Source organism: Halobaculum magnesiiphilum (assembly GCF_019823105.1).
GTDB lineage: Archaea > Halobacteriota > Halobacteria > Halobacteriales > Haloferacaceae > Halobaculum > Halobaculum magnesiiphilum.
This window is the reverse complement of record NZ_CP081958.1, coordinates 580,643-605,309: the sequence shown is the minus strand read 5'-3', so window position 1 is coordinate 605,309 and position 24,667 is coordinate 580,643. Positions and strand designations below refer to the sequence as shown.

At 68.6% G+C, this 24,667-nt stretch carries 22 protein-coding genes and 1 pseudogene; 6 read left to right on the top strand and 17 right to left on the bottom strand.

The features are described from left to right. Positions 1 to 115: 115 nt before the first annotated feature. Positions 116 to 646, bottom strand: coding sequence for a multiprotein bridging factor aMBF1 (locus K6T50_RS03125; RefSeq protein WP_222607973.1), 531 nt, complete (start codon positions 644 to 646; stop codon positions 116 to 118). Between the two features lie 158 nt (positions 647 to 804). Here K6T50_RS03125 and K6T50_RS03120 point away from each other — a divergent pair, with 158 nt between their 5' ends. Next, positions 805 to 942, top strand: a complete 138-nt coding sequence (locus K6T50_RS03120) for a DUF7503 family protein (protein ID WP_222607972.1) — start codon at positions 805 to 807, stop codon at positions 940 to 942. On the opposite strand, the gene K6T50_RS03115 is transcribed toward K6T50_RS03120, so the two are convergent. The 9 genes from K6T50_RS03115 to K6T50_RS03075 form a co-directional block, all read right to left on the bottom strand. Next, a complete protein-coding gene (locus K6T50_RS03115) occupies positions 926 to 3,160 on the bottom strand; it encodes a hypothetical protein (RefSeq protein WP_222607971.1) in 2,235 nt (744 codons plus the stop codon). The two genes, K6T50_RS03120 and K6T50_RS03115, sit on opposite strands and share 17 nt — an antisense overlap. Positions 3,161 to 3,209: 49 nt before the next feature. Further along, positions 3,210 to 4,106, bottom strand: a complete 897-nt coding sequence (locus K6T50_RS03110; RefSeq protein ID WP_222607970.1) for a DUF7504 family protein — start codon at positions 4,104 to 4,106, stop codon at positions 3,210 to 3,212. Positions 4,107 to 4,189: 83 nt separating this feature from the next. Then, entirely contained in the window at positions 4,190 to 4,807 is a 618-nt protein-coding gene (locus tag K6T50_RS03105; RefSeq protein WP_222607969.1) for a CDP-alcohol phosphatidyltransferase family protein, read from the bottom strand. Continuing rightward, positions 4,804 to 5,334, bottom strand: a complete 531-nt coding sequence (locus tag K6T50_RS03100; RefSeq protein WP_222607968.1) for an adenylate kinase family protein — start codon at positions 5,332 to 5,334, stop codon at positions 4,804 to 4,806. Before K6T50_RS03100 ends, K6T50_RS03105 begins: the two co-directional genes overlap by 4 nt. Then, positions 5,331 to 6,425: a histidinol-phosphate transaminase gene (gene hisC / locus K6T50_RS03095; RefSeq protein WP_222607967.1), complete on the bottom strand. Its 1,095-nt coding sequence runs from the start codon at positions 6,423 to 6,425 to the stop codon at positions 5,331 to 5,333. The genes K6T50_RS03100 and hisC overlap by 4 nt, the downstream gene beginning before the upstream one ends. A 103-nt stretch (positions 6,426 to 6,528) precedes the next feature. Then, entirely contained in the window at positions 6,529 to 6,891 is a 363-nt protein-coding gene (locus tag K6T50_RS03090) for a hypothetical protein (RefSeq protein ID WP_222607966.1), read from the bottom strand. 36 nt (positions 6,892 to 6,927) lie between these two features. Then, the gene (gene hflX / locus K6T50_RS03085) at positions 6,928 to 8,274 is read right to left on the bottom strand and encodes a GTPase HflX (protein ID WP_222607965.1); all 1,347 of its coding nucleotides are present in this window, start codon (positions 8,272 to 8,274) and stop codon (positions 6,928 to 6,930) included. Positions 8,275 to 8,546: 272 nt separating this feature from the next. Continuing rightward, complete coding sequence (locus tag K6T50_RS03080; RefSeq protein ID WP_222607964.1) at positions 8,547 to 8,837, bottom strand: hypothetical protein; 291 nt, start codon at positions 8,835 to 8,837, stop codon at positions 8,547 to 8,549. A 4-nt stretch (positions 8,838 to 8,841) separates the two neighbouring features. Beyond that, entirely contained in the window at positions 8,842 to 10,716 is a 1,875-nt protein-coding gene (locus tag K6T50_RS03075; protein WP_222607963.1) for a helicase HerA domain-containing protein, read from the bottom strand. A gap of 204 nt (positions 10,717 to 10,920) precedes the next feature. Here K6T50_RS03075 and K6T50_RS03070 point away from each other — a divergent pair, with 204 nt between their 5' ends. Next, positions 10,921 to 11,793, top strand: coding sequence for a halocarboxylic acid dehydrogenase DehI family protein (locus tag K6T50_RS03070; protein WP_222607962.1), 873 nt, complete (start codon positions 10,921 to 10,923; stop codon positions 11,791 to 11,793). Between the two features lie 95 nt (positions 11,794 to 11,888). On the opposite strand, the gene K6T50_RS03065 is transcribed toward K6T50_RS03070, so the two are convergent. The 5 genes from K6T50_RS03065 to K6T50_RS03045 all read right to left on the bottom strand — a co-directional run bounded on the left by K6T50_RS03065 (position 11,889) and on the right by K6T50_RS03045 (position 17,365). Continuing rightward, on the bottom strand, positions 11,889 to 12,290 hold the full coding sequence (locus K6T50_RS03065) for a hypothetical protein (protein ID WP_222607961.1): 402 nt from the start codon (positions 12,288 to 12,290) through the stop codon (positions 11,889 to 11,891). A 69-nt stretch (positions 12,291 to 12,359) separates the two neighbouring features. Next, complete coding sequence (gene dinB / locus K6T50_RS03060; protein WP_222607960.1) at positions 12,360 to 13,799, bottom strand: DNA polymerase IV; 1,440 nt, start codon at positions 13,797 to 13,799, stop codon at positions 12,360 to 12,362. 144 nt (positions 13,800 to 13,943) lie between these two features. After that, on the bottom strand, positions 13,944 to 14,372 hold the full coding sequence (gene lrpA1 / locus K6T50_RS03055; RefSeq protein ID WP_222607959.1) for an HTH-type transcriptional regulator LrpA1: 429 nt from the start codon (positions 14,370 to 14,372) through the stop codon (positions 13,944 to 13,946). 159 nt (positions 14,373 to 14,531) lie between these two features. Beyond that, positions 14,532 to 15,470: a thiamine pyrophosphate-dependent enzyme gene (locus K6T50_RS03050; protein WP_222607958.1), complete on the bottom strand. Its 939-nt coding sequence runs from the start codon at positions 15,468 to 15,470 to the stop codon at positions 14,532 to 14,534. Positions 15,471 to 15,472: 2 nt separating this feature from the next. Then, positions 15,473 to 17,365 carry a 2-oxoacid:acceptor oxidoreductase subunit alpha gene (locus K6T50_RS03045; RefSeq protein WP_222607957.1) on the bottom strand — a complete coding sequence of 631 codons (1,893 nt, stop codon included), beginning with the start codon at positions 17,363 to 17,365 and terminating at the stop codon, positions 15,473 to 15,475. A 318-nt stretch (positions 17,366 to 17,683) separates the two neighbouring features. Here K6T50_RS03045 and K6T50_RS19205 point away from each other — a divergent pair. The 4 genes and pseudogenes from K6T50_RS19205 to K6T50_RS03030 form a co-directional block, all read left to right on the top strand. After that, positions 17,684 to 17,980: pseudogene (locus K6T50_RS19205) on the top strand (PKD domain-containing protein); the annotation flags it as partial. Positions 17,981 to 18,337: 357 nt separating this feature from the next. Further along, positions 18,338 to 20,401, top strand: coding sequence for a PKD domain-containing protein (locus K6T50_RS03040; RefSeq protein ID WP_225935397.1), 2,064 nt, complete (start codon positions 18,338 to 18,340; stop codon positions 20,399 to 20,401). 95 nt (positions 20,402 to 20,496) lie between these two features. Next, positions 20,497 to 21,162, top strand: coding sequence for a CAP domain-containing protein (locus tag K6T50_RS03035; protein ID WP_222607955.1), 666 nt, complete (start codon positions 20,497 to 20,499; stop codon positions 21,160 to 21,162). Further along, positions 21,159 to 21,866, top strand: coding sequence for a DsbA family protein (locus K6T50_RS03030; protein ID WP_222607954.1), 708 nt, complete (start codon positions 21,159 to 21,161; stop codon positions 21,864 to 21,866). Before K6T50_RS03035 ends, K6T50_RS03030 begins: the two co-directional genes overlap by 4 nt. 54 nt (positions 21,867 to 21,920) lie before the next feature. Here K6T50_RS03030 and aroC read toward each other — a convergent pair whose 3' ends face one another. Beyond that, the gene (gene aroC / locus K6T50_RS03025; RefSeq protein WP_222607953.1) at positions 21,921 to 23,108 is read right to left on the bottom strand and encodes a chorismate synthase; all 1,188 of its coding nucleotides are present in this window, start codon (positions 23,106 to 23,108) and stop codon (positions 21,921 to 21,923) included. Between the two features lie 95 nt (positions 23,109 to 23,203). Then, a complete protein-coding gene (locus K6T50_RS03020) occupies positions 23,204 to 24,580 on the bottom strand; it encodes a cytochrome P450 (protein ID WP_222607952.1) in 1,377 nt (458 codons plus the stop codon). Between the last annotated feature and the right edge of the window lie 87 nt (positions 24,581 to 24,667).

Below are 24,667 nucleotides of genomic sequence, written 5' to 3'. Positions count from 1 at the left end.
GTCGCTTCGGTCGCGACAGCGGTTGCGGACGGCGGTGGTGCCGACGGCGGGGGATGCACCCGACAACGTGCGGCGCCGGAGGGGGCGGGGACGATCGCGATGACCGCGGCGTCGCTCAGTTGTCGTTGCGCTTGACAACGTCGCCGAGAGTCATGCTTCCCGAGGAGGAGCTCTCCCAGTCGGCGTCGTCGACGGACTCGCCCTCGACCAGCGAGATCCCGAGCTTCTTTTCGATCTTCTGTTGGACCTCGTCGGAGGGGAGGATGTCCCCGCGTTCGAGCTTCCGGATGACGGATGCCTTCTCGTTGATGTCGCTCGCGAGGTCCTCCTGGCTCAGCCCGGCCGACTCGCGGGCCTGCCGGATCCGGTCGTCGTAGTCGCCCGCGACCGTCTCCATGTCGTCGAACATGTCGCGGCGGCGTCCCGACGACGACGAGGACGACGACGATGACGAGGAACTCGCGGAGTCCGACGAGGACGACGAAGACGAGGAGGTGGAGTACTTCGTGGACGTCGAGGAGGAGCTCTCGGTGCGGACCTCGGTGCCGAAGTCCGAGCAGTCCGAGCACAGCTCCAGCTCCGCGCCCTCGACTTTCGTGGTGGTGAGCGACGCCTTCTCCGCGCCGCACATCTCACACTGGGGCATACCTCGACCTAGCGCGGTGTGCGGTATAAAACGTGTGCCACCGCCGGCCCGTTCGACCGGTATTTAAATACCCTAAATATCAGTAGTTGGTTCGCGTTATTTGATATCAGAATCTTTCCGATATATTCATTCAGAAACCAACGAAGGAAGGGATTGCAATGTCCGACAACGACGCCGCAATGACGGAATGGCTGGCTGACCACCCGCGGATGATGGGCGCGCTGTTCGCGCTCGTGCTGTTGTTGTCGAGTGCGGGGAATGCCGTCGCCGGCGCTACGGTCACGTCTGGCCCGTAGATGACAACATCTCTTCCGTAATATCCCAATTCCACAACAGATCCCCGTCAAATCGGACTGGGAATCTGCCAGAGTTCAGACACTCGAATAGGCGGTCTATCGAGGTATCGATAGCAGCTGTTGCTCCGGTCGCGATCCACTGCCTCTCTACACTCATCATAATTGGCTTTGCCATCCCACCCAAGCCATGTCGCTTTGTAGGATACCAGCTCGGTGTGACTTCTACTTCCCGCTGTTCCATCTCTATGTCCGTTATTTCTAGTAAAAACCCGACTCCCGTCGAGCACTGACACAACTGTACCAGTGGATCCCCCGCGATGCTGTAGGCGCTCTCGGCGAACGGGCCCGTCCCGACCACGTCGAGCGCGGCGTACAGCGGGAACCCGGCGTCGAACAGCCGCGCCAGGTCGCGGCCGACGCGCGTCGCCAGCGAGTTCGGCAGGTCGGTCAGCGACACGACGCCGCCGAGCGCGCCCGCCTCGACCAGTCCCATCCCCTGCTGGTAGGACGTACAGGCGTTGAGCAGGAACGCGTCGACGCCCGTCGTCTGCAGGCTCCGGAGGTCGAGGAAGCCGTCGGAACACTCCATCCCGCGCTCGTCGACGTGGCCGACGTAGTGGAAGAAGTCGTGCTCGTCGGCGAGCAGCTCGCGCAGCTCCTCGACGGTCAAATCCCGCTCCTCGCGAATGTCGAACGTGACGTGATCGCGGAAGCCGTACGTGTCGCCGAGCTCGTCGACCATCGCCTCGTCGTTGCAGACGACCGTGACGCCGATCGTCAGGTCTTCCGCCGGCGTGCGATCGAGGCGGCGGCGGTACGTCTCGACGGTCGGCTTGGCCGCCCGCATCGGGAACCCGGGACCGATCCACGCCTGCGCGATGCTGTCGGCGGGCTCTGGGGTCACGATCGACTCGGAGTCGTCGAGGGCGTTCTGCGTCGGCCCCCGGGTCGGGTCGAGGGCGGGGCCGTCCGCCTCGCTCGCGCTGCGCGTCAGCGCGGCGTTCCTGACGGCCTCCCGCGACGTGCGAACGAAGTCGTCGAGCTCGGTCACGCCGCCGTCGCTGGTCGCGTCGGTCTCGGGCGGCGGGGAGCGCACGACCGAGAGGTCGGCCGCGAGGAACGGCAGCGCGGAGGCGTTCTCCGCGACCGGAACCACGTCCGTCGTGTGCGGCCAGTCGAGACAGTCGAGCGTCGCCTCCGTCGGCACGTCGAGGTACGCGGCGGTGCGCTCGGCGAGGTCGGCCTCGTACCACTCCGCCCACGGCGGGTCGAGGCGCTCGGTGAGCACCTCGTGGACGTGCAGGTCCACATCGTACAGTCCGACCGAGCAGGCCCGCGTCGCACAATCGAGCGTGAAGCAGTGCCGGAGGAGGTCGCCGAGCTCGGCCGCGAGCGTGTCCGGGTCCCGGGGGAGGTCGTGGCGGTACTCGCCGGCCCGGAGGTACGGGTCGGCGCTCTCCTCGATGTCCGCGCTGAGATAGAACGCCAGCGGGGTCGCCGAGTACAGGGCGTCGTACGCGAACGGTACCCCGATCGTGACGCCGGTGTCGACGCGCTCGACGAACTGCGGCGTCTCGAACGACTCCCCGCGCTCGATCAGTGGCGGGTGTCCCCGAAGCGTCGGGAACGACCGCTCCGGGGAGGTGGTCGCGAGCGCCGACCCGAACGTCGAGACCGCGCGCGCGAGCCCCGCCGGCGAGTCCGGAACCGTCACCGTTCCCGCCGGCGACGTGCGCCGCGACCGGGCGCCGAGCAGGATCTCGCCGTCGGCGTCGTCGCCGGAGCCGCGCTCCGGAACGTCCAGCGAGACCCGCGGGTACCGGTCCTCGTAGGAGACGCGAGCGGGTCCGTCGACGGCGACGTACGTCTTCACGGGGGCCGTCGACAGCTCCAACACGTGCGGGCCGGCGGGGATCCTGGCGGGCGCCTCCGCCGTCGCGGTCGCGACAACGGTGTTGTCCGCGTCGCGGACGTACACGTCGGCCGTACAAAGCGGCGTCACCGCCGTCGCATCGACCGCCCAGCAGCCGTCAACCGGCGCGTGAAACCGGCCGGCGGTCGTCAGCCGCGTCGTCGCCGGCCGGGAGCCGTTCTCGCTCCCCTCGATGGCGACAGGGAGGCGAACCTCCTCGATGGAGTCGACGAGTTCGAACGTTCCGGGCCCACGCCCCCGCGCCGGGACGAGCCGAACCGCGGCCGCGTCCGGAGCCTCGTCCATGTCCGGATCCTCGTCCGTCGGCGATCGGGAGGTTCGTTCCGTCATGCGGTCACCGGAGCGCGTTCCATTCGGTCGTTCCCCAGCCGACGATGTGCCATCGCTCCTCCGGGGTGGGCGCCGACTCACGGCATCGTAGCTCGACGATCACGTCGAGGTCGTCGTCGAGGAGTTCGACGAACTCGGAGACGATCGGGTCCGAACGCGGGTCTCCGTCCGTGGGTCGTGGGAGGTGAAAGTGCGCCATGCCGCCGCGATCGCGGGTCGTTCGAGACACTTCGCGCAACAGCTGCCCCGTCGCCTCGCTGCCCAGCGTCGCCCAGAGCATGTCGACCCGGAAGACGCCGACCCGGAGGCCCAGCCGGTTCGATCGGTCCTCGTCGACCTCGTCGATCGCGTCCAGCAGCGTCGTCCGGACGGTCGCCGCCTCCCCGTCCGTCGCTCCGTCGTCGCTGACGGTCTTGTGGTCGCTGACGGTCCCGTCGAGATCGAGTCGATCCGGACCCGCGCCGGAGTCGGTATCCGCGTTCGGCGTTTCGGTCGTCTCGGCCTCCGACTCGAACGCCGACGGCGCGGCGGCGTCAGGTCCGGATGAGGCGGCGTCAGATCCCGATCCGGTGGCGTCGGATCCCGCCGCGGCGGCCGGGTCCCGGACCGTCCCGTCCAGGCGAACGACAGCGGCACCGTCGTCCGCCGCGTCGACGCCGTCCGGAAGCCACGCCTCCGGCGACGCCGCGCCCCCGGTCGTGAGCGCGAGCACCCGCCGTCGCCGTCGGTGCGGCGCGCCGAAGTACCGCGAGGACGCGACGCGATAGGCCTCCTCGGAGACGTCCCCGGTGACGAGCACGCAACACCCGTCGTCGAGCTTCGCCAGCGCCGACGAGAGCGTGGAATCCGACCCGCGGCGGATCGGTTCGGCGGCGTCGGGGCCCTCCGTCGTACCGGTCATACCATCGCCATTCCACCCGGGGGACAAAAGTATTCGTCCGCGCACACGTCCCGCGTCGGTCGGTTCGCGCGACACGACCGCGATCACCGGAGGTCGGTCCACGCGCCCCAGAAGCGCTGGAGGGCGGTGAGGTGGCCGACGATCGCGAACACGAGCAACAGGACCGCGACCGCGCCCAGGCCGGCGACCAGTGGCCCCGGAACCGCGGCGGCGACGACGCCGACGACGCCCACGAGCGCGAGCCGATCCGCGCGACCCAACAGCCCGCCGTACTCGCGGCCGATGCCGACGGCCTGGATCTGCGTGCCGAGATACGAGGTCATCAACACCCCCGTCACCGCCGCGAGCCCGAGCCCGTAGCGGCCGATCCCGGCCGAGAGGCCGACGAGCACCGCGATGTCGGCGTAGCGGTCGAGCACGTGATCCAGCAGATCGCCGCCGGAAGAGTCGGTCCCCTGTGCCCGCGCGAGCGCGCCGTCGACGAGGTCGAGCCACCCGTTGGCGAACACGAGCAGCGAGCCGGCGACGTACGACAGCGGCGCCTCCGCGGGGGGCGCGAGCCCGAACGCGACGCCGGCGGCGACGGCGCACGCGAACGCGATGACGCTCACGCCGTCGGGGGAGAGCCCGAGGCCGTCTGCGACCCGGACGAACGGGCTGAGGCCCTTCTCCGCCAACGGCCGGAGCTGATCCAGCGTCATAGGTACTCCACGAAGTCGACCTCGCCCGCCGACGGCTCTCGGTCGCCGTCGAGCACGCGGCCCAGCTCGGTCGCGACGCGCTCCGGGTCGCGGTCGGTCGTGTCGATCTCGTACACCTGATCCTCGCCGAAGCGGTCGACGGCCTCGCCGAGGATCACGTCCAGCGCCTCGCTCTCGCGGTTCTCGCGTGCGCTCGCCTCGCTCTCCCCGCGTTCGATCAGCCGCCGTTCGAGCACGTCGGGGCGACACCGCAACACTGCGACGCGGTCGGCGTCAAGGTAGTGCGCGAGGTGGGAGTCGACCACGCCCGACCAGTCACCGAGGTGCTCGGCGACCGAATCGAGGTCGGCCACGAGGGAGTCGCGCTCCTCGTCGCGCTCGGCGTACAGCCCCTCCTCGCGGATCACGTCGTTGAGGTGGACCACCTCGATCCCGCGCTCGGCCGCCAGCAGGTCCGTCGCGGTGGTCTTCCCGGTCCCCGGGGTGCCCGTGACCGCGAGGCGGTCGACGGGACCGCCCCCAGTCACGCTTCGACCCCGAGTTCCAGGTCCGCGAGCACCTCGTTCAGCGTCGCGACCGCCTCGCGGGTCTCCGCCTCCGTGCCGCAGGAGATCCGTACGCAGTCGGGAAGCCCGAACGAGCCGGTGTCGCGGACGATCACGCCCCGCTCCTGTGTGCGCTCCGCGACGGCGTTTCCGTCGCCGACCTCCGCGAGCACGAAGTTGCCGGCGCTGTCGAACGTCGGCGCGTCGAGTTCGTCGGCGATGTACTCCCGCGCCCACGTCGCCGACTCGACGCTCTTCTCGACGTGCTCGTCGTCCCCGAGCGCCGCGAGCGCGGCGTCGAGCGCGACGGCGTTGGCCGCGAAGGGCGTGTTGACGCGGGCGTACGCGTCGGCCCACGAAGAGGGTACGAGCGCGTAGCCGATACGAAGCCCTGCGAGCCCGTACGCCTTCGAGAAGGTGCGCGTGACCGCGAGGTTCTCGTACTGGCCGAGCAGCCCCGCCGCCGAGGGCGTCTCGGTGTACTCGCCGTAGGCCTCGTCGGCGACGACGAGCGTCTCCTCGCCGACGCCCTCCAACAGCGCGAGGAGCTCGTCGCGGGGAAGTTCGCTCCCCGTGGGGTTGTGCGGCGTCGTCACGTAGACGATCCGCTCGCCGTCGTAGGCGTCGAGGATCGCGTCGGCGGTCTGGGCGAAGCCGTCGCCCTTCTCGAGTGGGTACGTCGCCACCTCGCCGTGGTGATAGCGCGCGCTCATCGGGTAGTAGGCGAACCCCGGGTCGGGCGTGAGCACCCGGTCGCCGGGCGACAGCATCGCCCGCGAGAGGTAATCGAGCGAGCCGTCGGCGCCGGGGCTCACCCACACCTGTTCGGGGGCAAGATCCCACTTCTCGGCCAGTGCCTCGGTGAGGTCCGCGTGTGCGGCCTTCGGGTAGACGTGGGCGGACTCGGCGGCTGCCTTCGCCGCCTCGACGGCCTTCGGCGAGGGACCGAACGGGTTCTCGTTCGAGGAGAGCTTCACCAGCTCGTCGGGGTCGAGCCCGAGGTCGCGGGCCACCTCCTCGACGCCGCGGCCGGGGACGTACGGCGCGTTCGCCGAGAGGTCGCGCGTGTTCATGCGCGAGAGAAGTGGTGGACGCTTCTTAAGGATGCGTACTCCGGCCGCGCGCTCGGATCCTCGGCGACCGCGCGGCCGGGGGCGACGCGGTCGCCGCCCGCAGTCATCCAACGCCCAACGTCCGCTTCACGCGGTCGAGCAGCCCGGCCTCGGTCCCGAACAGTTCCCGCTCCACCGCGTCGAGTTCGTCGTCGCCGAAGCGGTCGTCCGCCCGGGCCTCGACCAGCCAGTCGCGCCACTCCTCGTCGGTCAGCACGCCACGCGATTCGGGGCCCCACTGCTCGCGGAGCTCCGCGCGGTCCTCGAAGGGCACGTCCATGTCGCCGCCGCCCCACACCAGCGGCGAGAGCGCGAACGCGTACTCCCCGTGGTCGAGGGGACGGAAGCGGTACGGGTAGCCGTTGAAGCTGAACACCGTCTCCGTGTCGACCGTCTCGCCCGTCGGGAGTTCGAGCGTCGCGTCCATACCGGTGAAAGGCCTTCGACGCGGATGTGCCTTCGGCTACCCGTCGCCGTCGTCCGGCCGGAGGTCGGCGGCGCGGCGCCGGGCCTCCGCGACGATCGACGGCCTCCCCGCGAACGCGACCTCGATCGACTCGGGGCCGTAGGTCACGTCGGCGTCGCCGCGGTCGTGGAGCCACGAGACGAGCGCCTGCGCCTCGCCCGAGTTGGGCACGCGGAGCGTCGCCGTCGCGCCGGGAAGCGCCTCGATCACCGTCGTGCGGAGGGCGTCCACGCCCGTCCCGTCGAGCGCGCTGATCGCCACGGGCTCGCGGGTGTCCACGTCGCCGGCGGCGAGCACCTCGTCGACGACCGCGAAGGCGGCCTCGCGCTCGGCGTCGTCCAGTCGGTCGACCTTGTTCACGACGGGGATCACCGGCCCGGTCGCGTCCGCCGCGAGCACTTCGACGGTCGTTTCGAGGCGCCGCCGGAGTTGTTCCTCGTCGGCGTTCGCGTCGACGACCGCGAGCACGGCGTCGGCGGCGCCGATCTCGTCGAGCGTCGCCGAGAAGGATCGCACGAGGTCGTGCGGGAGGTCGGCCACCAGCCCCACCGTGTCGGTGAGGAGCGCCCGTCGGCCCCCGAGCGTCGCCCGGCGCGTCGTCGTCTCCAGCGTCTCGAACAGGCGGTCCTCCGTCGGCGCCGTCTCCGTCAGGTCCGCGTGACTACCTCCGGGGTCGTCGTCGCCGTCGTTGCTGTCGTCCGGTTCGACCGCGAGGTCGTCCGCCAGTCGCCGCAGCAGCGTCGACTTCCCGGCGTTCGTGTAGCCCGCGAGCGCGACGAGGTCGAACCCCTCCTCGCGGCGTCGCTCGCGGCGGTCGGCCGCCGCGTCGGCGATGTCGTCGAGCTTCGCCTCCAGCGTGTCGATCCGACGCTCCACGTCCAGCACCGGCGACCCCTTCTCGGTGGCCCGGTTCAGGACGGACTCCTCGGTCGTGCGTCGCACCCGCGGGAGTTCGTACCGCAGCGTCGCCAGCCGCACCTGCGTCCTCGCCGCGGCCGACCCCGCCCCCTCGGCGAAGATCTCCAGCACCAGCCGGTAGCGGTCCACCAGCGTCGCCGCCGGCGGGAGCAGGTCAAGCAGGTCGGCGTACTGTCCCGGCGTGAGCGCGCCCTCGAAGACGACCGCGTCGGCGTCGACCTCGGCGACGAGGTCCGCCAACTCGCCCGCCTTCCCCTCGCCGAGGTTGTATCGGAGGTCCTCCGCGCGTCGCTGTGTCACTTCGCCGACCACGTCGTAGCCCGCCGCCTCGGCGAGGCGCCGGATCTCCGTCGTATCGGGCGTCGAATCCTCGTCGCGGGCGGCGACGACCGCCCGCCCGCCGGTGAGTCTGTCTCGTACGTTCACTGTGTGTTGTGGCCGCGCGCCCGTCGAAGTCGGGAGGTGAGTCCCGACCCCGCCGCGCCCGCCGCCGATCGCTCGCTGGTCGTGCGTCCCGGGGACCGCGCGGTCCCCGCCGTGTCGACCGGCGCGCCCTCGCCGACGCGTCGGTCAACGGGACGGAGAAGAGGTCTCCATTGACGACAGCGTCGACACCGAGCGTCAAGAGGCTTCCCCCGGATCGTGAACTACTCACACACGGACGCGGGCGTCGACACTCGATTGCCGTCCAGCGGAGTTCAGTCGTCCCGGTCGACCGCCTCGATCAGGTAGTGGTGGTCGTCCTGCTTGACCAGGTCCGCGGCCTCCCGCATGCTGACGGCGTACCCCGTCGGGCCGTGTTCGAGCTCGTGATCGGCGTTCACGCGCACGAGGTTGCCGATCACCTGCGCCGACGGCGGCTTCTGGGCGGCGCCGCAGTCGTACACGGTGAGGAGCTCGTTGCCGTCGTCGGTCTCGTAGACGATGACCCGCGCGTGCGCCGCCAGCCGCCAGCGGTCGTCGCCGCTGGGCGGGAGTTTCAGCGTCACGGCCTCACGGCGACACGTCCGGGTCGAGCCCGGCGCGCGCCTCGATCTCGGCGATCACTTCCACGAGGTCCTGTTCGTCCGTGTGCTCGCCGTACACCCGACGAACCAGCTCGGGCAGGGCGTAGGCGTACTCGCCGCGGCTGCGATGCTCCACGAATCCCGCCCGTCGCAGCACCTTGTTGCGGGCGTACGCGTACCGACGGTCGCCCGAGCCGTCGGCGGCGCGGTGCGCCTCGACCGGCGTCGCGCGGCCGGCGTGGCGGTAGGCCGACAGCATCCCGCGGGTCACCTCCTCCAGCGACTCGACGGCGCGAACGAACCCCGCGACGACGGCCTCGCGGCGGCGCAACTCGTCGCCGTCGATGAACGCCGCCGCGTCCTCGATGCCGTCGAACCCGGAGCGCGACCGGGCCGGCGAGATGTCCACGCCGTCGGTCGGGGGCACCGCGCTCGCGACGCGGTCGTCGCTCGCCCCCCTCGACGAGTCCGCCGGGTCGGCAGCGTCGCCGGCGGCGTCGGCCGCTCCCGCCGCCTCCGCGGTTCCGTTGCCGGCGGCCGCGTCGGACACGTCGCTTGTGCGCTCTCCCGCCTGCTCGGACGCGGCGCCGTCCCGTCCGCCGTCGTCCGTCTCGACCGGCATGGCGGCCGCCGCGGCCTCGGGGTCCTCGTAGTCGTGCAGTTCGGACTGGTCGTTGCCCGGGACTCCACCGAATTCGGCATCCCCGTCGCGGCGTTGCGGCTCCGGTGCCGACCCGCTCGCCTCGGATGCCGCCCCGACGTCGCCCGCCCCCCGCCCGAAGTTCTCCCCGCTCCCGCCGCGGTAGGGGGCATCGGCCTTCTGGAGCAGCGCCTGCGCGAAGGTGTCGGCCATGTCGGACATGTCCCGCGCCTCCTCCAGCTCGCGTTCGAGTTGGGTGATCTTCTGCTTCTTCTTGTCCAGCTCCTGGCGCAGATCGGCGAGTTCGGACTCGGTGCGCTCGCGCTCGTCGGTGATCGTCTGCAGCTCCGAGACGAGGTCGCCCGACACCGACTTGAGGTCCGGGCGCTCGAAGTCGTCGAGACCGGGCGTCGCGCCGGCGTCGAACGTCTGCTTGCGGTGGAACTGCACCCGGCGGATCGACTCGGCCCAGTCGGTCATCAGGAACGCCTCGCCGTCGTCCATGTCCTCGATGGCCTCGCCGTAGTCGCTTCCCAATATCCTGGAGACGACCTTCGTGTCGTTGTCCCAGGTGAGCCGGTGCCAGCAGAGCCAGTCGCACTGGGTGATGAAGTCCTTCTTCACGTCGGCGGGGCGTTGGGAGATGCCGACGATGCCGAGGCCGTGTTTGCGCCCGCGCTTGCCGATCTTGATCAGCGTCTTGCCGGTCTTGTCCAGCCCGGCGCCCTCTGGGATGTACTCGTGGCACTCCTCGACGAGCATCAGGAACGGCTTCTTGAGCTTCTTCTCCTTGGCGAACAGCTGTCTGGCCGTCTCGCGGATCAGGTCGGAGGCCTCGTCCTCGTCGAGGTAGCCGGACACGTCGAGGATGATCGGGACGTTGTCCTCCAGCGCGAGCGAGGCGATCTTGCCCGCGTGCTCGCTCGATACCTGGATGTCGCACTCCTCGTCGGCGCCGACGTGGAGGATCTCGAACTCCTCCTTCAGCCCGTAGTACTCGCCGTCGGAGTCGACGATGAGGACCGGGAAGCTGTTCGAGAGGAGCTTCTCGATGACGACCGAGGCGGTGTTTGACTTCCCGCTGCCGGACTTGCCCGTGATGAACCCTCGCCCGGTCAGGATCTCGACCACCGGGAGCGAGATGGGCGTGCCGGCCGACAGCCCGGACTCGCCGCCGGCCCCGTCGCTCACGTCCGCGACGGTGATGGTCTCATCGCTCATTACCGAACCCTGGCTCCCCACCGGGTATAAAGTTCGGCAGTCGCGTCAGACGTACGGCTGACGCCGGCGGTCGACGGCGAACGTTCCGTATGGGCGGCGGATGGTCGGTGTGGGCGGCGAACACTCCCTTGGGCGTCGTCCCACGATGCGTCGCCAGCACAGCCGCGGCGTGGATTTAGGTGCACACCGATCGACGGCCCGCGCATGGACACGAGCCTGGAACTCCACGCGGCCGACGCGACGGGCTGGCGCGCAGGGGTGTACGACGACGTCCGCGCCACGTTCCGTGCCCCGGTCGTCAACTGGATCTGGCGGACGGCGACCGCGAACCACCCGAAGTTCACCCGCTACCTGTGGGGACAGGTGAAACCGGCGTTCGAGACGCGCGCGTTCGCCGAGGCGTCGGTCGCCTACCGCGACGCCGTCCTCTCGGCCGTCGACGGCCCCCGTTACCGCCCCGGCGACCTCGACCTCGCGCCGGCGGAGGCGCGGGAGCTGCGCGGCCAGATCGCCACCTTCGACGCCGTCTCGCCGCGGCTCGCGACCCTGTTCGAGCTGGTCGACCGCGCGATGAACGGCGGCGACGTGGGGACCGCGGTGCCCGACGACCCGTCCGCGACCGGGCCGTACCCCGCCGGCCTCGACGCCGACCGCGGGCTCGACCCCTCGATGGTCGCCGTCGACGCCGTCCCCGACGCCGCGGCCGACGCCGTCGACGCCGTCCGTGCGTTCCACGGCTTCGACGACGACAGCCTCCCGAGTATCTACCGCTGTCTCGCGCAGTGGCCCGGCTTCCTCGATCGGCTGTGGGGCGACCTCGAACCCGAACTGCTCTCCGATGACTTCGACGCCGCCGTCACCGACGCGTCGGCGGTCGTCGACGACTACGTCGAGGGGCTGGCCTACCGCCCGGCGCTCTCGCGGGAATCCGCGGTGGCGGCGGGCTTCGACGCCGAGGCCGTCGACGACGTGGCGGGACTGTTCGCACGGTTCAACGGCGGTCCCGTCGAGACGGTCATCCCCGCGCTGCCGCTGTTCGCCGACGCCGTCGGCGCGAGCGGACGGCGTCGGCTGTAGCACGCGAACGCCTGTAGGACGCGAGGCGCGGCGGCGGCAAGCGAGGTGACGGAGGTGATCCGGTCGGGCGACTGCCCGGTCGGTCGGCCGCGCGGTCAGCCGGCCGCCCGGACCGCCTCGACCGCCTCGTGCCACTCGCGCGCCACCTCGTCGGCGCGGTCCTTCTTGTCCTCGATGTCCTGCTGGTCCCGGAGCCAGTACAGGTCCGTGTAGAAGGCGACCAGCGCCTCGACCTCGTCGTCCGTCAGGTGCCCCACGCGGTCGGCGTTGTTCTCGTACACCTGCGGCGGCTCGACGCTCGCGGCGAGCGCCTCGTAGCGACCCTCCTCGGCGAGGTCGGCCACGTACGACAGCGCCTCGAGTTCGGTTCGGAACGCGAGGCGGAGGTGGTCCGTCTCGGCGCGTCGCCGGCGGCGGAACACGAAGTACGACCCGGCGGCCGTCGCCACCGCGCCCACGAGGCTCCCGAGCACCAGTCCGGTCGCGACGCCTGCCATGCTCGATCCGTGTCGTCCGCGCCCGAAAGGTTCGTCGGCGGGCGGCAACCCGCCGCCGTCGTCGACGGCCTACCCGAACTCCCCGAGGTCGACCTGTCCCCGTCGGCGTCGCCGGCGGCGCTCCCGCTCGGCGTCGGGGTCACCCTCGTCGGCCCACTCGTCGAGCGTCGCATCGCCGTCGGCCGACCGGCGCGTCACGTCGTCCGCGTCCGCGTCGCCGGCGGCGTCGGCGTTGGCCTCCGCATCCGAGTCTGCGTTGGCGTCCGCGTCGGCTCCGCGGTCGTCGTCGCGGTCCTCCTCGGAGTCGGCCGCCGACGCGGGCGCCGCGCCCTCGTACCCGCCGAGCGTCGCCTGCTCCTCGGCGGCGAACGAGAGGTTCGACACGCGGACCCCGAGCTTGCGGACCGTCTCCCCCGCGAACTCCTCCAGCAGGTCCAGCGCCACCTCCTCGACGAGGTCGGGGTCGTCGACCGGCCCCGGCAGCGAGTCGGCGCGTGTGTTCACGTCGAACGGGGGGCACACGACCTTCACGCCGATCGTACGGTACATCGCGCCGCGCGAGCGCGCACGCTCGGCCACGTCGGCCGCCAAGGCGCGAACCCGCTCGCGCTGCGTCTCCGCGTCGGCGGTCCGCCCGGCCGATTCCCGCGACAGCGACTTCGGGCGCCCCGTAGGCGTCACCTCGCGGTCGTCGCGCCCGTTCGCGCGCTCGTGGAACTCCCGGCCGCGCGAGCCGAACCGCGCCTCCAGCTCGGCGGGGTCCGCGTCGGCGAGGTCGCCGGCCGTCTCGATGCCCATGTCCGCGAGGTCGCCGGCCGTGACCGGACCGACGCCGTGGATGTCCGAGACGGGAAGCGGCGCGAGGAAGTCGGCCACCTCCCCCGGCTCGACGACCGTCAGTCCCTCGGGCTTGTCGTAGTCGGAGGCGACCTTCGCGGTCGCCATGTTCGGCGCGACGCCGACGCTCGCGGACACGCCCGCCTCGCGCTCGATGCGCTCGCGGACGTGGCGCGCGAACCCTTCCGCGAGCGGTGCGTCGCCGGCGCCCTCGCCCGTGTTCCAGGAGGTACGGTCGGTTACGTCGAGGTACGCCTCGTCGATGCTCACCTCCCGGACCGTGTCCGCGAGGTCGTGCAGCGCCGACTTCACGTCGCCGGCGACCTCCTTGTAGAACGCCATGTCGACGGGCCGGTAGTGGCCCGCCTCCGCGGGGTCGGGCGCGTCCGGGTCGTCGGGGTCGGCGTCAGCGACGCGGGGGAGTCGCTCCAGCGCCTTCGAGATGGGCTGTGCGGACTCGACGCCGAACTCGCGCGCCTCGTAGCTCGCGGTCGCGACCGCGCCGATGGTGTCGCCCGGCTCGTACCCCATCCCGACGACGATCGGCTCGCCCGCGAGATCGGGCTCCTTCAGCCGCTCGCAGGAGGCGTAGAAACAGTCCATGTCGACGTGGAGGACGACGCGCTCGCCGCGACTTTCGTCCGTCGGCGCCCCCGGGAGCGTCTCCTCCATACGTGTCGGTGAGTCCCCGAACCCTCAAAAACCGTCGCCACCCGCGGTGAAAGTGAAGCCGATCGGTCGAAGTGTCCCCCCGGCGGCCCCGCCGGCCGCCACGGTCGACCGTCCAACCAGACGCCCAACCGGTCGCCCGGTCGGCTATTTCAGTCGCTCCTGCAGCACCGACGGATGCGCCGCGGTGACGCCCTCGACGCCGCCGATGTCCTCGGAGATCACCTCGCCGAGTTCCTCGCCGTCGGCCGCGCGGACCTCGGCCATGAACATGTGGTCGCCCGAGGAGGTGTACAGCGAGACGACCGAGTCGAGCTCCTTCAGCGCCCGCGTCGCCTCGACGTAGCGTTCGCTGTCCACGTCGATGCCGACGAGCGCGATCGTCTGCCCGGAGAGCTTCTTGGGGTCGATCTCCGCGGAGTACCCGACGATGACGCCCTCGTCTTCGAGCTTGTTGATGTACTTCCGCACCGTCGGCTTCGAGACGCCGGCGCGGTCGGCGATCTCGGCGTAGGAGGCCTGGGCGTCCTCCTCGAGCGCTTCGAGGATGCGGTCGGCCGTCGAGGACGTACTCATTGCCGTATGATTTCGCCCCGCAGAAAAAATACCTTGCGAATAAGAAAACGGTAGTTGTGTCGACGATAACCCCGCGAGCCGGCCGGAAGCGGACGGCGGTCCGCGACCGCCGATTCGCGTGACGACGAGGCCGTCAGACGGGTGCGTCCGCCCGACAGCTCACTTGTGCTTGTCGATGAAGTTGTCGTACGAGCGCTCCCACTCGTAGTCGCCGTCGAAGTACCGCTCCGCCAGTGGCTCGTCGGGCATCTCGCCGATCTCCTGTTTCTCCTGCTGGTAGGAGGGGCGGTCGTCCTCGCGGTAGTAGACACCGGTGAGCACCTCGCCCTCGTACAGTTTGTCCTCGGTCTCGCGCATCAGCTCCTGGGCGTCCGCGCGGTTCGTCGGATCGAAGTCGTAGTCGTCGGACTCGTTGATGTCCGTGTACGGGACGTACTGCTTCGCGTCCTTGTTCCACGTCGGGCACTGCGTCAGGAAGTCGATGTGCGCGAAGCCGTCGTGCTCCATCGCCTCCTTCAGGATACGCTGGGCCTGGTTCGGGTTGACCGCGGCCGTCCGGGCGACGAACGACGCGCCCGAGGTCAGCGACAGCGACAGGGGCCGGATCGGCGTCTTCGCCGAGCCGTGGGGCTGCGTCTTCGATTTGTGCCCCTTCGGGCTGGTCGGGGACGTCTGCCCCTTCGTCAGCCCGAAGATCTCGTTGTTGAACACGATATACGTCATATCGTGGTTCTCCCGGGCGGTGTGCATGAAGTGGTTCCCGCCGATCCCGTAGCCGTCGCCGTCGCCGCCGGCCGCGACGACCTCGACGCCGGGATTGGCGAGCTTCGCCGCACGGGCGACCGGCAGCGAGCGGCCGTGGATCGTGTGGAAGCCGTAGCTGTCGAGGTAGCTGTTCAGCTTGCCCGAACAGCCGATCCCCGTGACCAGCAGCGTCTCCTCGGGCGTGCGGCCGACCTCCGGCAGCGCGCCCTTCAGCGCCTTCAGGACGCCGAAGTCGCCACAGCCCGGACACCACGTCGGCTGCGGTTCGATCTCGGGCGTGTACTCGTTACGGTCGATCTCGCGTTCCTCGCCGATTGCACTGAATGCGCTCATTGTCAGTCACCTGCCGCGGGCACGAACTTCGTCTCGTTGCCGGGGAGCTCCCCGCCGTCGACGAGTTTCGTGGTGAACCCCTCGACGATCTCCGCGGGCTCGAAGGGGTTTCCGTTGTACTTCAGCAGCGAGGAGAGCATCTCCCCGTGCGTGCCGAGCTCCTTCTGGGTCAGACCGCGGAACTGCGCCGACGCGTTCATCTCGACGACGAGCGCCTCGTCGACGGAGTCGAGGAACGACCGAACCGCGTCGACCGGGTACGGCGCGAGTTCGGCGACGGTCAGCGCCTTCACCGACGTGCCGTTCTCGTTGAGCCGGTCGACGGCCTCCTCGACGGTCCCCTGCTGGGAGCCGAAGGTGAGGATGCCGTAGTCGGCCTCCTCGGGGCCGTGTTCGACGAGCAGCCCGTCGTCGTCGAGGTCCGCGCGGATGGCGTCGAGCTTGCGCTGACGACGGTCCATCTGCGCGACCCGGTTGTCCGGGTCCTCGCTGATGTGGCCGGCCGGGTTGTGTTCGTTGCCGGTCGCGAGGTAGCGGCCGGCCTTCTGGCCGGGCACCGAGCGCGGCGAGACGCCGTTCTCGCCCTCGTGCTGGAAGCGGTGGAACTTGCCGTCGGCCGTGTGCGGCTGGTCGGCCAGTTCGTCCTCGGTGAGCGTCATGCCGATGTCGCCGTTGGGCTCGCGGTCGAAGTGCGAGGCTGGGACGTTCGTCAGCTCGCCCGACAGCTTCTGGTCGTAGACGATCATCGTCGGGATCTGGTACTCGTAGGCGAGCTGGAACGCCCGTCGGGACGCCTCGTACGCCTCGGCGACGGTGCCAGGCGCGAGCACGACGCGCTGGGAGTCGCCCTGTGACGTGTACAGGACGTGCTCCAGGTCGGCCTGCTCTGGCTTGGTGGGCATCCCGGTCGAGGGACCGGCGCGCATGGCCTCGATGAGCACCAGCGGCGTCTCGGTCATCTCCGCGAGGCCGAGCGGCTCGCCCATCAGGGCGAAGCCGCCGCCGGAGGAGCCGGACATCGCCTTGACGCCCATGTGGGAGGCGCCGATGGCGAGCGCGGCCGCGGCGATCTCGTCCTCGACCTGCTCGGAGATCCCGCCCAGTTCGGGCAGGTTCTGGCTCATGATGGTGAACACCTCGGTCCACGGCGTCATGGGGTAACCGGCGATGAACCGGCAGCCCTCGTCGATGGCGCCGTAGGCGATGGCGTCGGAGCCGGACATGAGCACCTGCTCCTCGTCGTGCTCTCCCGACGGGACGGACACGTCGGGGGCGTCGACGTCGTACTCCTCGCGAACGAGGTCGTAGCCCGTCTGCATGATCTCGAGGTTCGGCTCGAGGATCTTCTCGGGCATGGCGTCGCGCATCAGCTCCTCGATCGCTTCGAGGGGGATCCCGGTGATGGCGCAGGTGACGCCCACGCCGGCGGTGTTGCGCATGACCTCCCGGCCCTGCTCGCGCGCGAGCGACCGGAGGTCGATGTCGTACACGTGCCAGTCGTTCTCCTCGACGCGCTCCTCGAAGTTCGGAACCTCCGAGGGGTCGAGCAGCCCGGAGTCGTAGACGATGACCCCGCCCTCGCGGAGCTCGTCGAGGTTCTCCGCGAGCGGCTTGGCCTCCTCGTTCCCGTAGTAGGCCTCGTCCTGCGGGTTGCGGGCGAACGAGTCGCCAAGCGCCAGCAGGAAGTTGTAGCCGTCGCCCCGCGACTTGACGGGATCGGCGGAGGCGCGTACCTCGACGTAGGTGTGGCCGCCCCGGATGCGCGAGGGGTAGTGACGATGCGTGAAGACGTGCAGCCCCGACCGCATCAGGGCCTTGGCGAAGTTCTGACTGGTCGAGGCGATACCGTCCCCCGACCCGCCAGCGATCCGCCAGATGAGTTCGTCGGCTGACATAGGTACTGATCGGCCCTCCGATGGGCAGTATTTGACGGTTGTCTTGCGCACGTAAAATGCCTTGCTATAGGTTCGCAAAGGGTCGATCGTGAGGGTTTCGGGGATCGACCCCGCCGACGAGTGATCGGCTGCCCAGTCCGACGGGAACCGGTGTCGGTTCACCAAATGACACGCGACGATCACGATATCGGTGACGGTCGGCCCACAGCTCGGTCGATCGACACGCTCCGGGGTCTGAGACTCTCGTTTCGAAACTATAATTTTTCGCTTGAGTTCTAAAATCTTATAACAGATAGCGAGGCATCTCGGACAGAGAGTATGAGATGCGCTTCCCTGGCCGTCGCGGCGATCCTCGTCGTGGCGGCCGTTCCCGCGTCGGTCGCCGCGCACGATGCGGCGGAAAACGATCCGCCGCTCGCCGACGCCGGTCTCGATCAACACGTCGAGCGCGGCACCGTAGTGTGGCTGGACGGCGGCGGCTCGCTCGACCCCGACGGGGAGCTCGTCGCCCACGAGTGGGCGATCCGAACTCCCGACGGCCGGGAGATCGAGCCGAGCGATCCGACGGCGGTCTCGACGACGTTCACCGCGTCGACCGTCGGCAGATACGAGGTCACGTTAACCGTGACCGACGACCACGGCGTCGAGCGGAGCGACACGCTGTACGTCGACGTGGCCGCCCCGGACGAGGAGCCGTCCGACACCGAGTCCGGAGAATCGACCCCGCAGCCGAACGAACCGCCGACCGGGGAAATCGGCGGACCGGACAGCGTCGTCCGCGGCGAGACGGCGACGTTCACGGCCGACGTGTACGACCCCGACGGGGAGATCACCTCCTACGCCTGGTCGGACGGGCAGTCGACCCGCGAGGTCGATCGCATCGTCGATCTTCCGGCGGGCGAGACGTTCGCGTTCAGCGTCCGCGTCACGGACGACGACGGCGCGACCGAGACGTTCCGGAAGTCGGTGCGCGTGCTCGCGTCGAACGACGCCACCGGATCCACGACCGACGACTCGAACGAGGGCCCGACCGCCCGCATTGCGGGCCCGGACCGCGTCGCGTCCGGCCACGAGGCGACGTTCGTGCTCCGAGGGAGCGACCCGGACGGAACCGTGGTTCGACGACTGTGGCCCGATCGCTCTGAGACTGGCGCGACCGTCGAGCGCACGTTCACGGAAACGGGGACGTACACGCTGCGCGGCGTTGTCGTTGACGACGACGGGGCGCGAGCAACCGCGACGAAGACCGTCGAAGTGTACGACGAGGGACCGCCGGTGGTCTCTATCGACGGCCCCGACACCGCGCCGATGGGGAGCACTCAGGAGTACACGCTGGAGGCGTACGATCCGGACGGCGGGGAGCTGACGATCAGTTGGGAACCTCCGCAGAACCAGCTCGAACGGAAGTCGAATCGGTACGTGAACAACGTCGGGATCGATGGCCTGCTTGGGGACACGGTGGAAGTCTCGGCGACGGTTACGGACGACGAGGGGAACACCGTGACCGCGGTGAAGGAGACGAACGTGGAGACACAGACGAGTTTCGGGACCGGAGAGGCCGTGCCCTATATCTCGGAAATCTCGTCGAGATACGCCACTGACGACACGAAACAGACATCGGAAACGGACTCCGTAGAACTCGGCACCTACGAATTTCTAGCGACGGTCACACATGAAGAGCCGAAGATCGTTCGCGCGACGTGGCGCATAAACGACACGAATCGGGCCGTCGTCGTCGATACACTCGGCCGATTCTCGGGCACTCGCGACACCGGGATCCGTCATATGTTCGTCTCCGAACACGGTGGGAAGGTCACAAGGGAGGTTTCGCTCTCGGCGATCGACGCGGACGGCGATCGGGACGAACAGAAGTGGATAAGCCGCGTTCACTCGGTGCAGACTCACGACGACATCGTATTCTATGCGATGAAATCGGGTGACTCAGCGAGGAAACACAGCTTGAAGATCGAACCCGGCGTTCAGGTCACGTTCATCGTCGGATCGAACCAGAACTACCGTCTCACCTTCGGTGACGGGAGTGCTGCGCGCGGTTCGGGAACCTCGTCACTGCGGAACGTCGAGATCGCTCACACGTACGACGACCCAGGAGCGTACAAGGCGAGGCTGATCTCGACACAGGGCCCGAACGGTGAGGCGTTGAAAACCGTCGACATCAACGTTCGACCGAAGACCTACACCGAGTACTGGTACGAGAGAACTGGTAATACGATTGAACGTGTCATCTCTGAGGATCGACCATCAGGGAAAGACTGGTTCAAAAGATCGGTATACGACTCCGGGACGTACTTTACGGGACGAACGGTCTCTGTCAGGGCCGACGCAGGACGACCGTCCATGCTCGGAGACAACTGGGTATCGACCGGGACGAGCGTTGAGCAGCGATCGCGCCGGATCACTCGTGTCAGGCAGTCGGACCCGGACGGGGCAGGAGACGACTGGCAGATCGTGGAACGGAACGTTCGGACCGAGGAACGGACGTACTACGAGGACAAATACCAGTGGCTTTCGAGCAAGTTCCAGCGCCCGGGGTGGAGTTACACTGGCGAAACCAGAACTGATCGGGTCGTCGTCGGCGACGGACATAATCACGACCGCGAGCGACACACCCGGACCACGAGAACGTGTACGAACTGGGACCTCGATCCGAGCCCGTACGGAGGGTTCTCACGCGAGTGCTCCAACTGGAGATACGATACCGATGTCTGGTACACCGGCCACGACCACAGCGGCTACACGTACTACGACACCGACTACCTGTACAAGACCGAGGTCGAACGGACTCGGACAGTTCACTACCACGAGTACGCGAGCGAGCGTGAGTTCACCGTTACTACGGAAACATTCGCGGAAACGGAATCCTGGACCGAATGGTTGTGGGAGCGTGAAGGAAGGACCGTGAAACAAGAGCACTCACTCAAGAAGCCAGAGACTGGTTCGTATATCTCGGGGACTCTCCGGACGGTCGAAGTTCGGTGTGGATCTGAGGAGAGCAATCACGATTCCGTTATGTGCTGACGACTAATTACGAACATACATATATGATAAATTATCACTGATATTATGGCAATCTCGATCGTTCAAACCGGTCTGTCCCGCCCGAGGTCGGTACAATGAATAGAAGATTCACGATTGCACTCACACTTGTCGCGATGATCTCGTTAGCTGGTTGTCTCTCCTCCGTCGGTTCGAATCCCGAGCCGATCGTTCATAGCCAAGAGCCAGTAGAAATGGAAGGCAACAACCCGAAAACTCCGAAATTTGGTCATCAACAATTGGATAGCGAAGTCAAGACCCCAATTCCGTTAAAAAATAAGACTCCACGTGAGGATGTTAATGTTACATTATCTGAGTATATATTAGTTGATAAAATAAACAACTATCGAGCAGATAGTGGCTCTGGGCGATTGGTCTCAGATCCTCGACTTGCCCGTATCGCTCGCCATCACTCGTATGACATGGCCACACGGGATTTCTTTAACCACACCAATCCCGATGGTGAGACGTTCACGGACCGCGTTCGGGCAAGCAGTTATGCCTGCGGTGGGGGTGGCGAAAACCTCAGAGGAGTCTTCTGGAACAGGAGCTATACGCAAACGGAAGAGGAGCTTGCAGAGGTCATCCTTCGTGGATTCATTCGATCCCCGGAACACAACACGGGGATGCTCCTTCCGAGTCACGACACCATCGGCGTCGGGATATACATCGTTCAGGACGGGCGAACGTACGCTACAGTGAATTTCTGCGACGCTAACCCGGGGGAGGAAAACGAATCATGACCGGTCTCGAACACGGGCCCACGCGCAGACGGTTCCTCGCGGCCGCAGGTACCGCGACACTCGCCGGAACATCCGGGTGCCTCCGCTGGCTGCGCGGCGACGCCGACGGCGACGAGCCCCGCAGCGGCTGGCACACCGAGGAGTTCACTACCGCCGAGGCGACGAAGACGTTCAGCTACCGTGAAGGGACTCGTACCCCATACGCCGGCGTGAAGCAGATCTATGCGGGCGGCGGCACGCTCGTCGCCGTCTACTTCGATTACGCCCACGAGCCGTCGATCCGGTGGTGGCGTGAGGAGTTCCCAAAGCTGTCGGACCTCCTCGCCGAGGGCAGGTTCCGACCGACGCTACTGATGTTCCCGCTTCCGGTCAACGAGTGGTCGATGCTGCTGCCCAGCGCGCTGTTCGAGGTTCGCGCCCGGGGCAGCCGCGCCGACGCGTGGGCGTTCCACGAGGCGCTCGTCGAGGCGGCGCCGGAGTACTCGTTAGACCTGCTTCGGGAGCTCGCCGGAGACGTGGGCGTCGACGGCGACGCGGTGGTCGAGGCCGCACGGACGCGACGGCGGCGGAATCAGACGCTCTCCGACCGACAACTGGGCCGCGACAGCGGCGTCGAGACGCTCCCGGCGTTCCGGTGGGGAACCGACCCGATCGAGGGGTCCACGGCCGCCGATATCCGGGAGTTCGTCGAATCTCGACGATAACAGGGGGAGTCTGGCGGCCGGGTGCGTGCGATCCGTCCTCCGGCTTCGTTCCCGCTACTCCTCGTTCCCGGGGCTGCTCGGGTGGTAGTCGGTGTCGTACTCGCCGGGGCGGTCGTCCAGCCTGTCGGGGTTGATCCGTCCCCCGAGCAGCATGAAGTCGAGCACCGTACAGTACAGCATCGCCTCGACCACGGGGACCGCACGCGGCGGCAGCACCGGGTCGTGGCGGCCGACGACCTGCACCTGCTTCTCCTCGCCCGTCTCCCAGTCCACGGTCGTCTGCTCTTTCGGGATCGATGTGGGCGCGTGCCAGGTCACCTCGCCATATATCGGCTCGCCGGTCGTGATCCCGCCCTGGAGGCCGCCGTGATCGTTGCCGACGGGGACGGGGTCGCCCTCCTCGCTGACCGTTTCGGGGTGGTCGCCCTCGTCGAATTCCCAGTTCTCGTTGCGGTCGTGTCCCGTGACCTCGCGGGCGTCGCGGCCGAGCCCGAACTCGAAGGCCGTCGTCGCGGGGATCGACATCATCGCCTGGCCGAGGCGGGCGGGGAAGGCGTCGAACCGCGGCGCGCCGAGTCCGCGCGGGACGCCGCGCGCCTCGAACTCGATGGCGCCGCCGATGGAGTCGCCGGCCTCCTGGTACTCGTCGATCAGTTCCCGCATCTCCGCGGCCGTTTCCGTGTGGGCGCACCTGACCTCGTTCTCCTCGCTGTGCTCCAGCATCTCCTCGAAAGTGACCTCCGGCGCGACGATGTCGCCGATCTGGTTGACGTGCGCTTTGATCTGTACGTCGTAGTCGCTCTGGTCGAGTACTGCCTTCGCGACGGCGCCGCCGGCGACCCAGTTCACTGTCTCCCGGGCCGAGGAACGGCCGCCGCCGCCCCAGTTTCGCGTGCCGAACTTCGCCGAGTACGTGTAGTCGCCGTGGCTGGGACGTGGCGCGGTGACGAAGGGTTCGTACTTGCCTGACCGGGCGTCTTTGTTCTGGATGACCATCCCGATCGGGGTGCCGGTGGTGTAGCCGTCCTGGATCCCGGAGTTGATCCGCACCTCGTCCGGCTCGCCGCGGCTGGTCGTGATCATCGACTGGCCGGGCTTGCGCCGGTCGAGCTCGCGTTGAATGCGCTCCTCGTCCAACTCGACGCCCGCGGGCACCCCCGAGACCGTACAGCCCATGGCCTCGCCGTGGCTCTCGCCGTAGGTTGTCAGCCGGAACAGCCGGCCGAACTCGTTGCCGTTCATGCTCGTGTTCGGGGGGTCGGCGGTATAAAATGCGGCGAACGTCCGAAGAACCGCCGGGGCGGAGGCGGCGGACGGGATCGGTCGGACGGCCCCCGTCAGCGCTCGTGAAGCCGCATTCGGACCGGTCCGGTCGGGCGCGTGGTGATACTCGCCTCCAGGTTCGATTCGAGGTCGACCGGATCGACGACCTCGAAGGCGTACCGCCGCAGCAGCGTCGCGAGGATCAGCTTCGCCTCCAACAGGGCGAACCGATCGCCGACGCACCGGCGCGGGCCCGAGGAGAACGGGAAGTAGGCCAACGGGTGCAGGTCGGCCTCCATCTCGTCGGTCCAGCGGTCGGGGCGAAACTCCAGCGGGTCGTCGTAGTGGGCGGGGTCGCGGTGGACGACCCACTGGCTGATCGCGATGGGAGTTCCCTCCGGCACGCGGTAGCCGCCGAGTTCGACGTCCTCGGTCGGCTCGCGGAGGATGCCGTGAACCGGCGGGAGCAGCCGCATCGACTCGGTGACGACCCGATCGAGGTACTCCAGATCCCGCACGGTGTCGAACCCGGCGGGGTCGTCGCCGAGTTCGGCCTCCAGTTCGTCGAGCAGTCGTCGCTCGATGTCGGGGTGGCGCGCGAGCAGGTGGAGGGTGAACGTCAGCGACAGCGCCGTCGTCTCGTGACCCGCCAGCAGCAGCGTCTTCACCTCGTCGCGCACCTGCTCGGCGGCCATCCGCTCGCCGTCGTCGTCCTCGGCCGTCAGGAGCGCCGAGACCACGTCGGCGTCGGGTTCGATCTCGCCCTCCCGCAGCGCGCGGCGCTTCTCGTCGACCAGCTCGTCGACGATGCGGTCGAGCGAGGCGACCGCCTCGCGGAGCCTCTCACGCCCGAGCGTCGGCACCGACGGGGGAAGGAGATCGAGCAGGCTCCCGCCCGCGGACTGCTCCATCACGGTGTCGAGCGCGCCGCCGATCGCGGGCGTTCGATCGCGGATGTCGACGCCCATCAGCGCGCGGGCGACGATGTCGAGCGTCAGCCCCATCATGTCGCGGTGCACGTCGCGGACCTCGCCGTCGTCCCAGCGGGCGCTCGTCCGGTCGGTCGTCTCGACCATCATGTCGGCGTAGCCCGCGATGCGGTCGGGGGTGAACGCCGGCTGGATGAGGTGCCGCTGTCGGCGCCAGAAGTCGCCCTCGCTGTTGAGCAGCCCGTTGCCGAGCACTGGTCGGAGCTGTTGTTGGAACAGGTCGCCCTTCACGTACGTCTCGTTCTCGGCCACGAGCACCGTCCGGATCGGGTCCGGGTCGGTCAGCAGGATCACGTCCTGTCCGAGGATCTCATAGCGCGCGACGCCGCCGTACTCGGCGGCGACGCGGTCGCGGAAGGCGAAGAAGTCGCGGCGGTTCTCGAGAAACGAGCCCAGGACGGGGAGGCCGTCCGGGCCGGGGACGGCGTCGGGCGGGCGCGGCGGGGAATCCGTGTCGCTCATGCGACCCGATCCGTGTCGAGGGGGCAAAGCGGTTGGTGAACGCCGGGTCGGTTCAGTTCGGTTGTCGCCGGTCCGGACGGCGTCCGA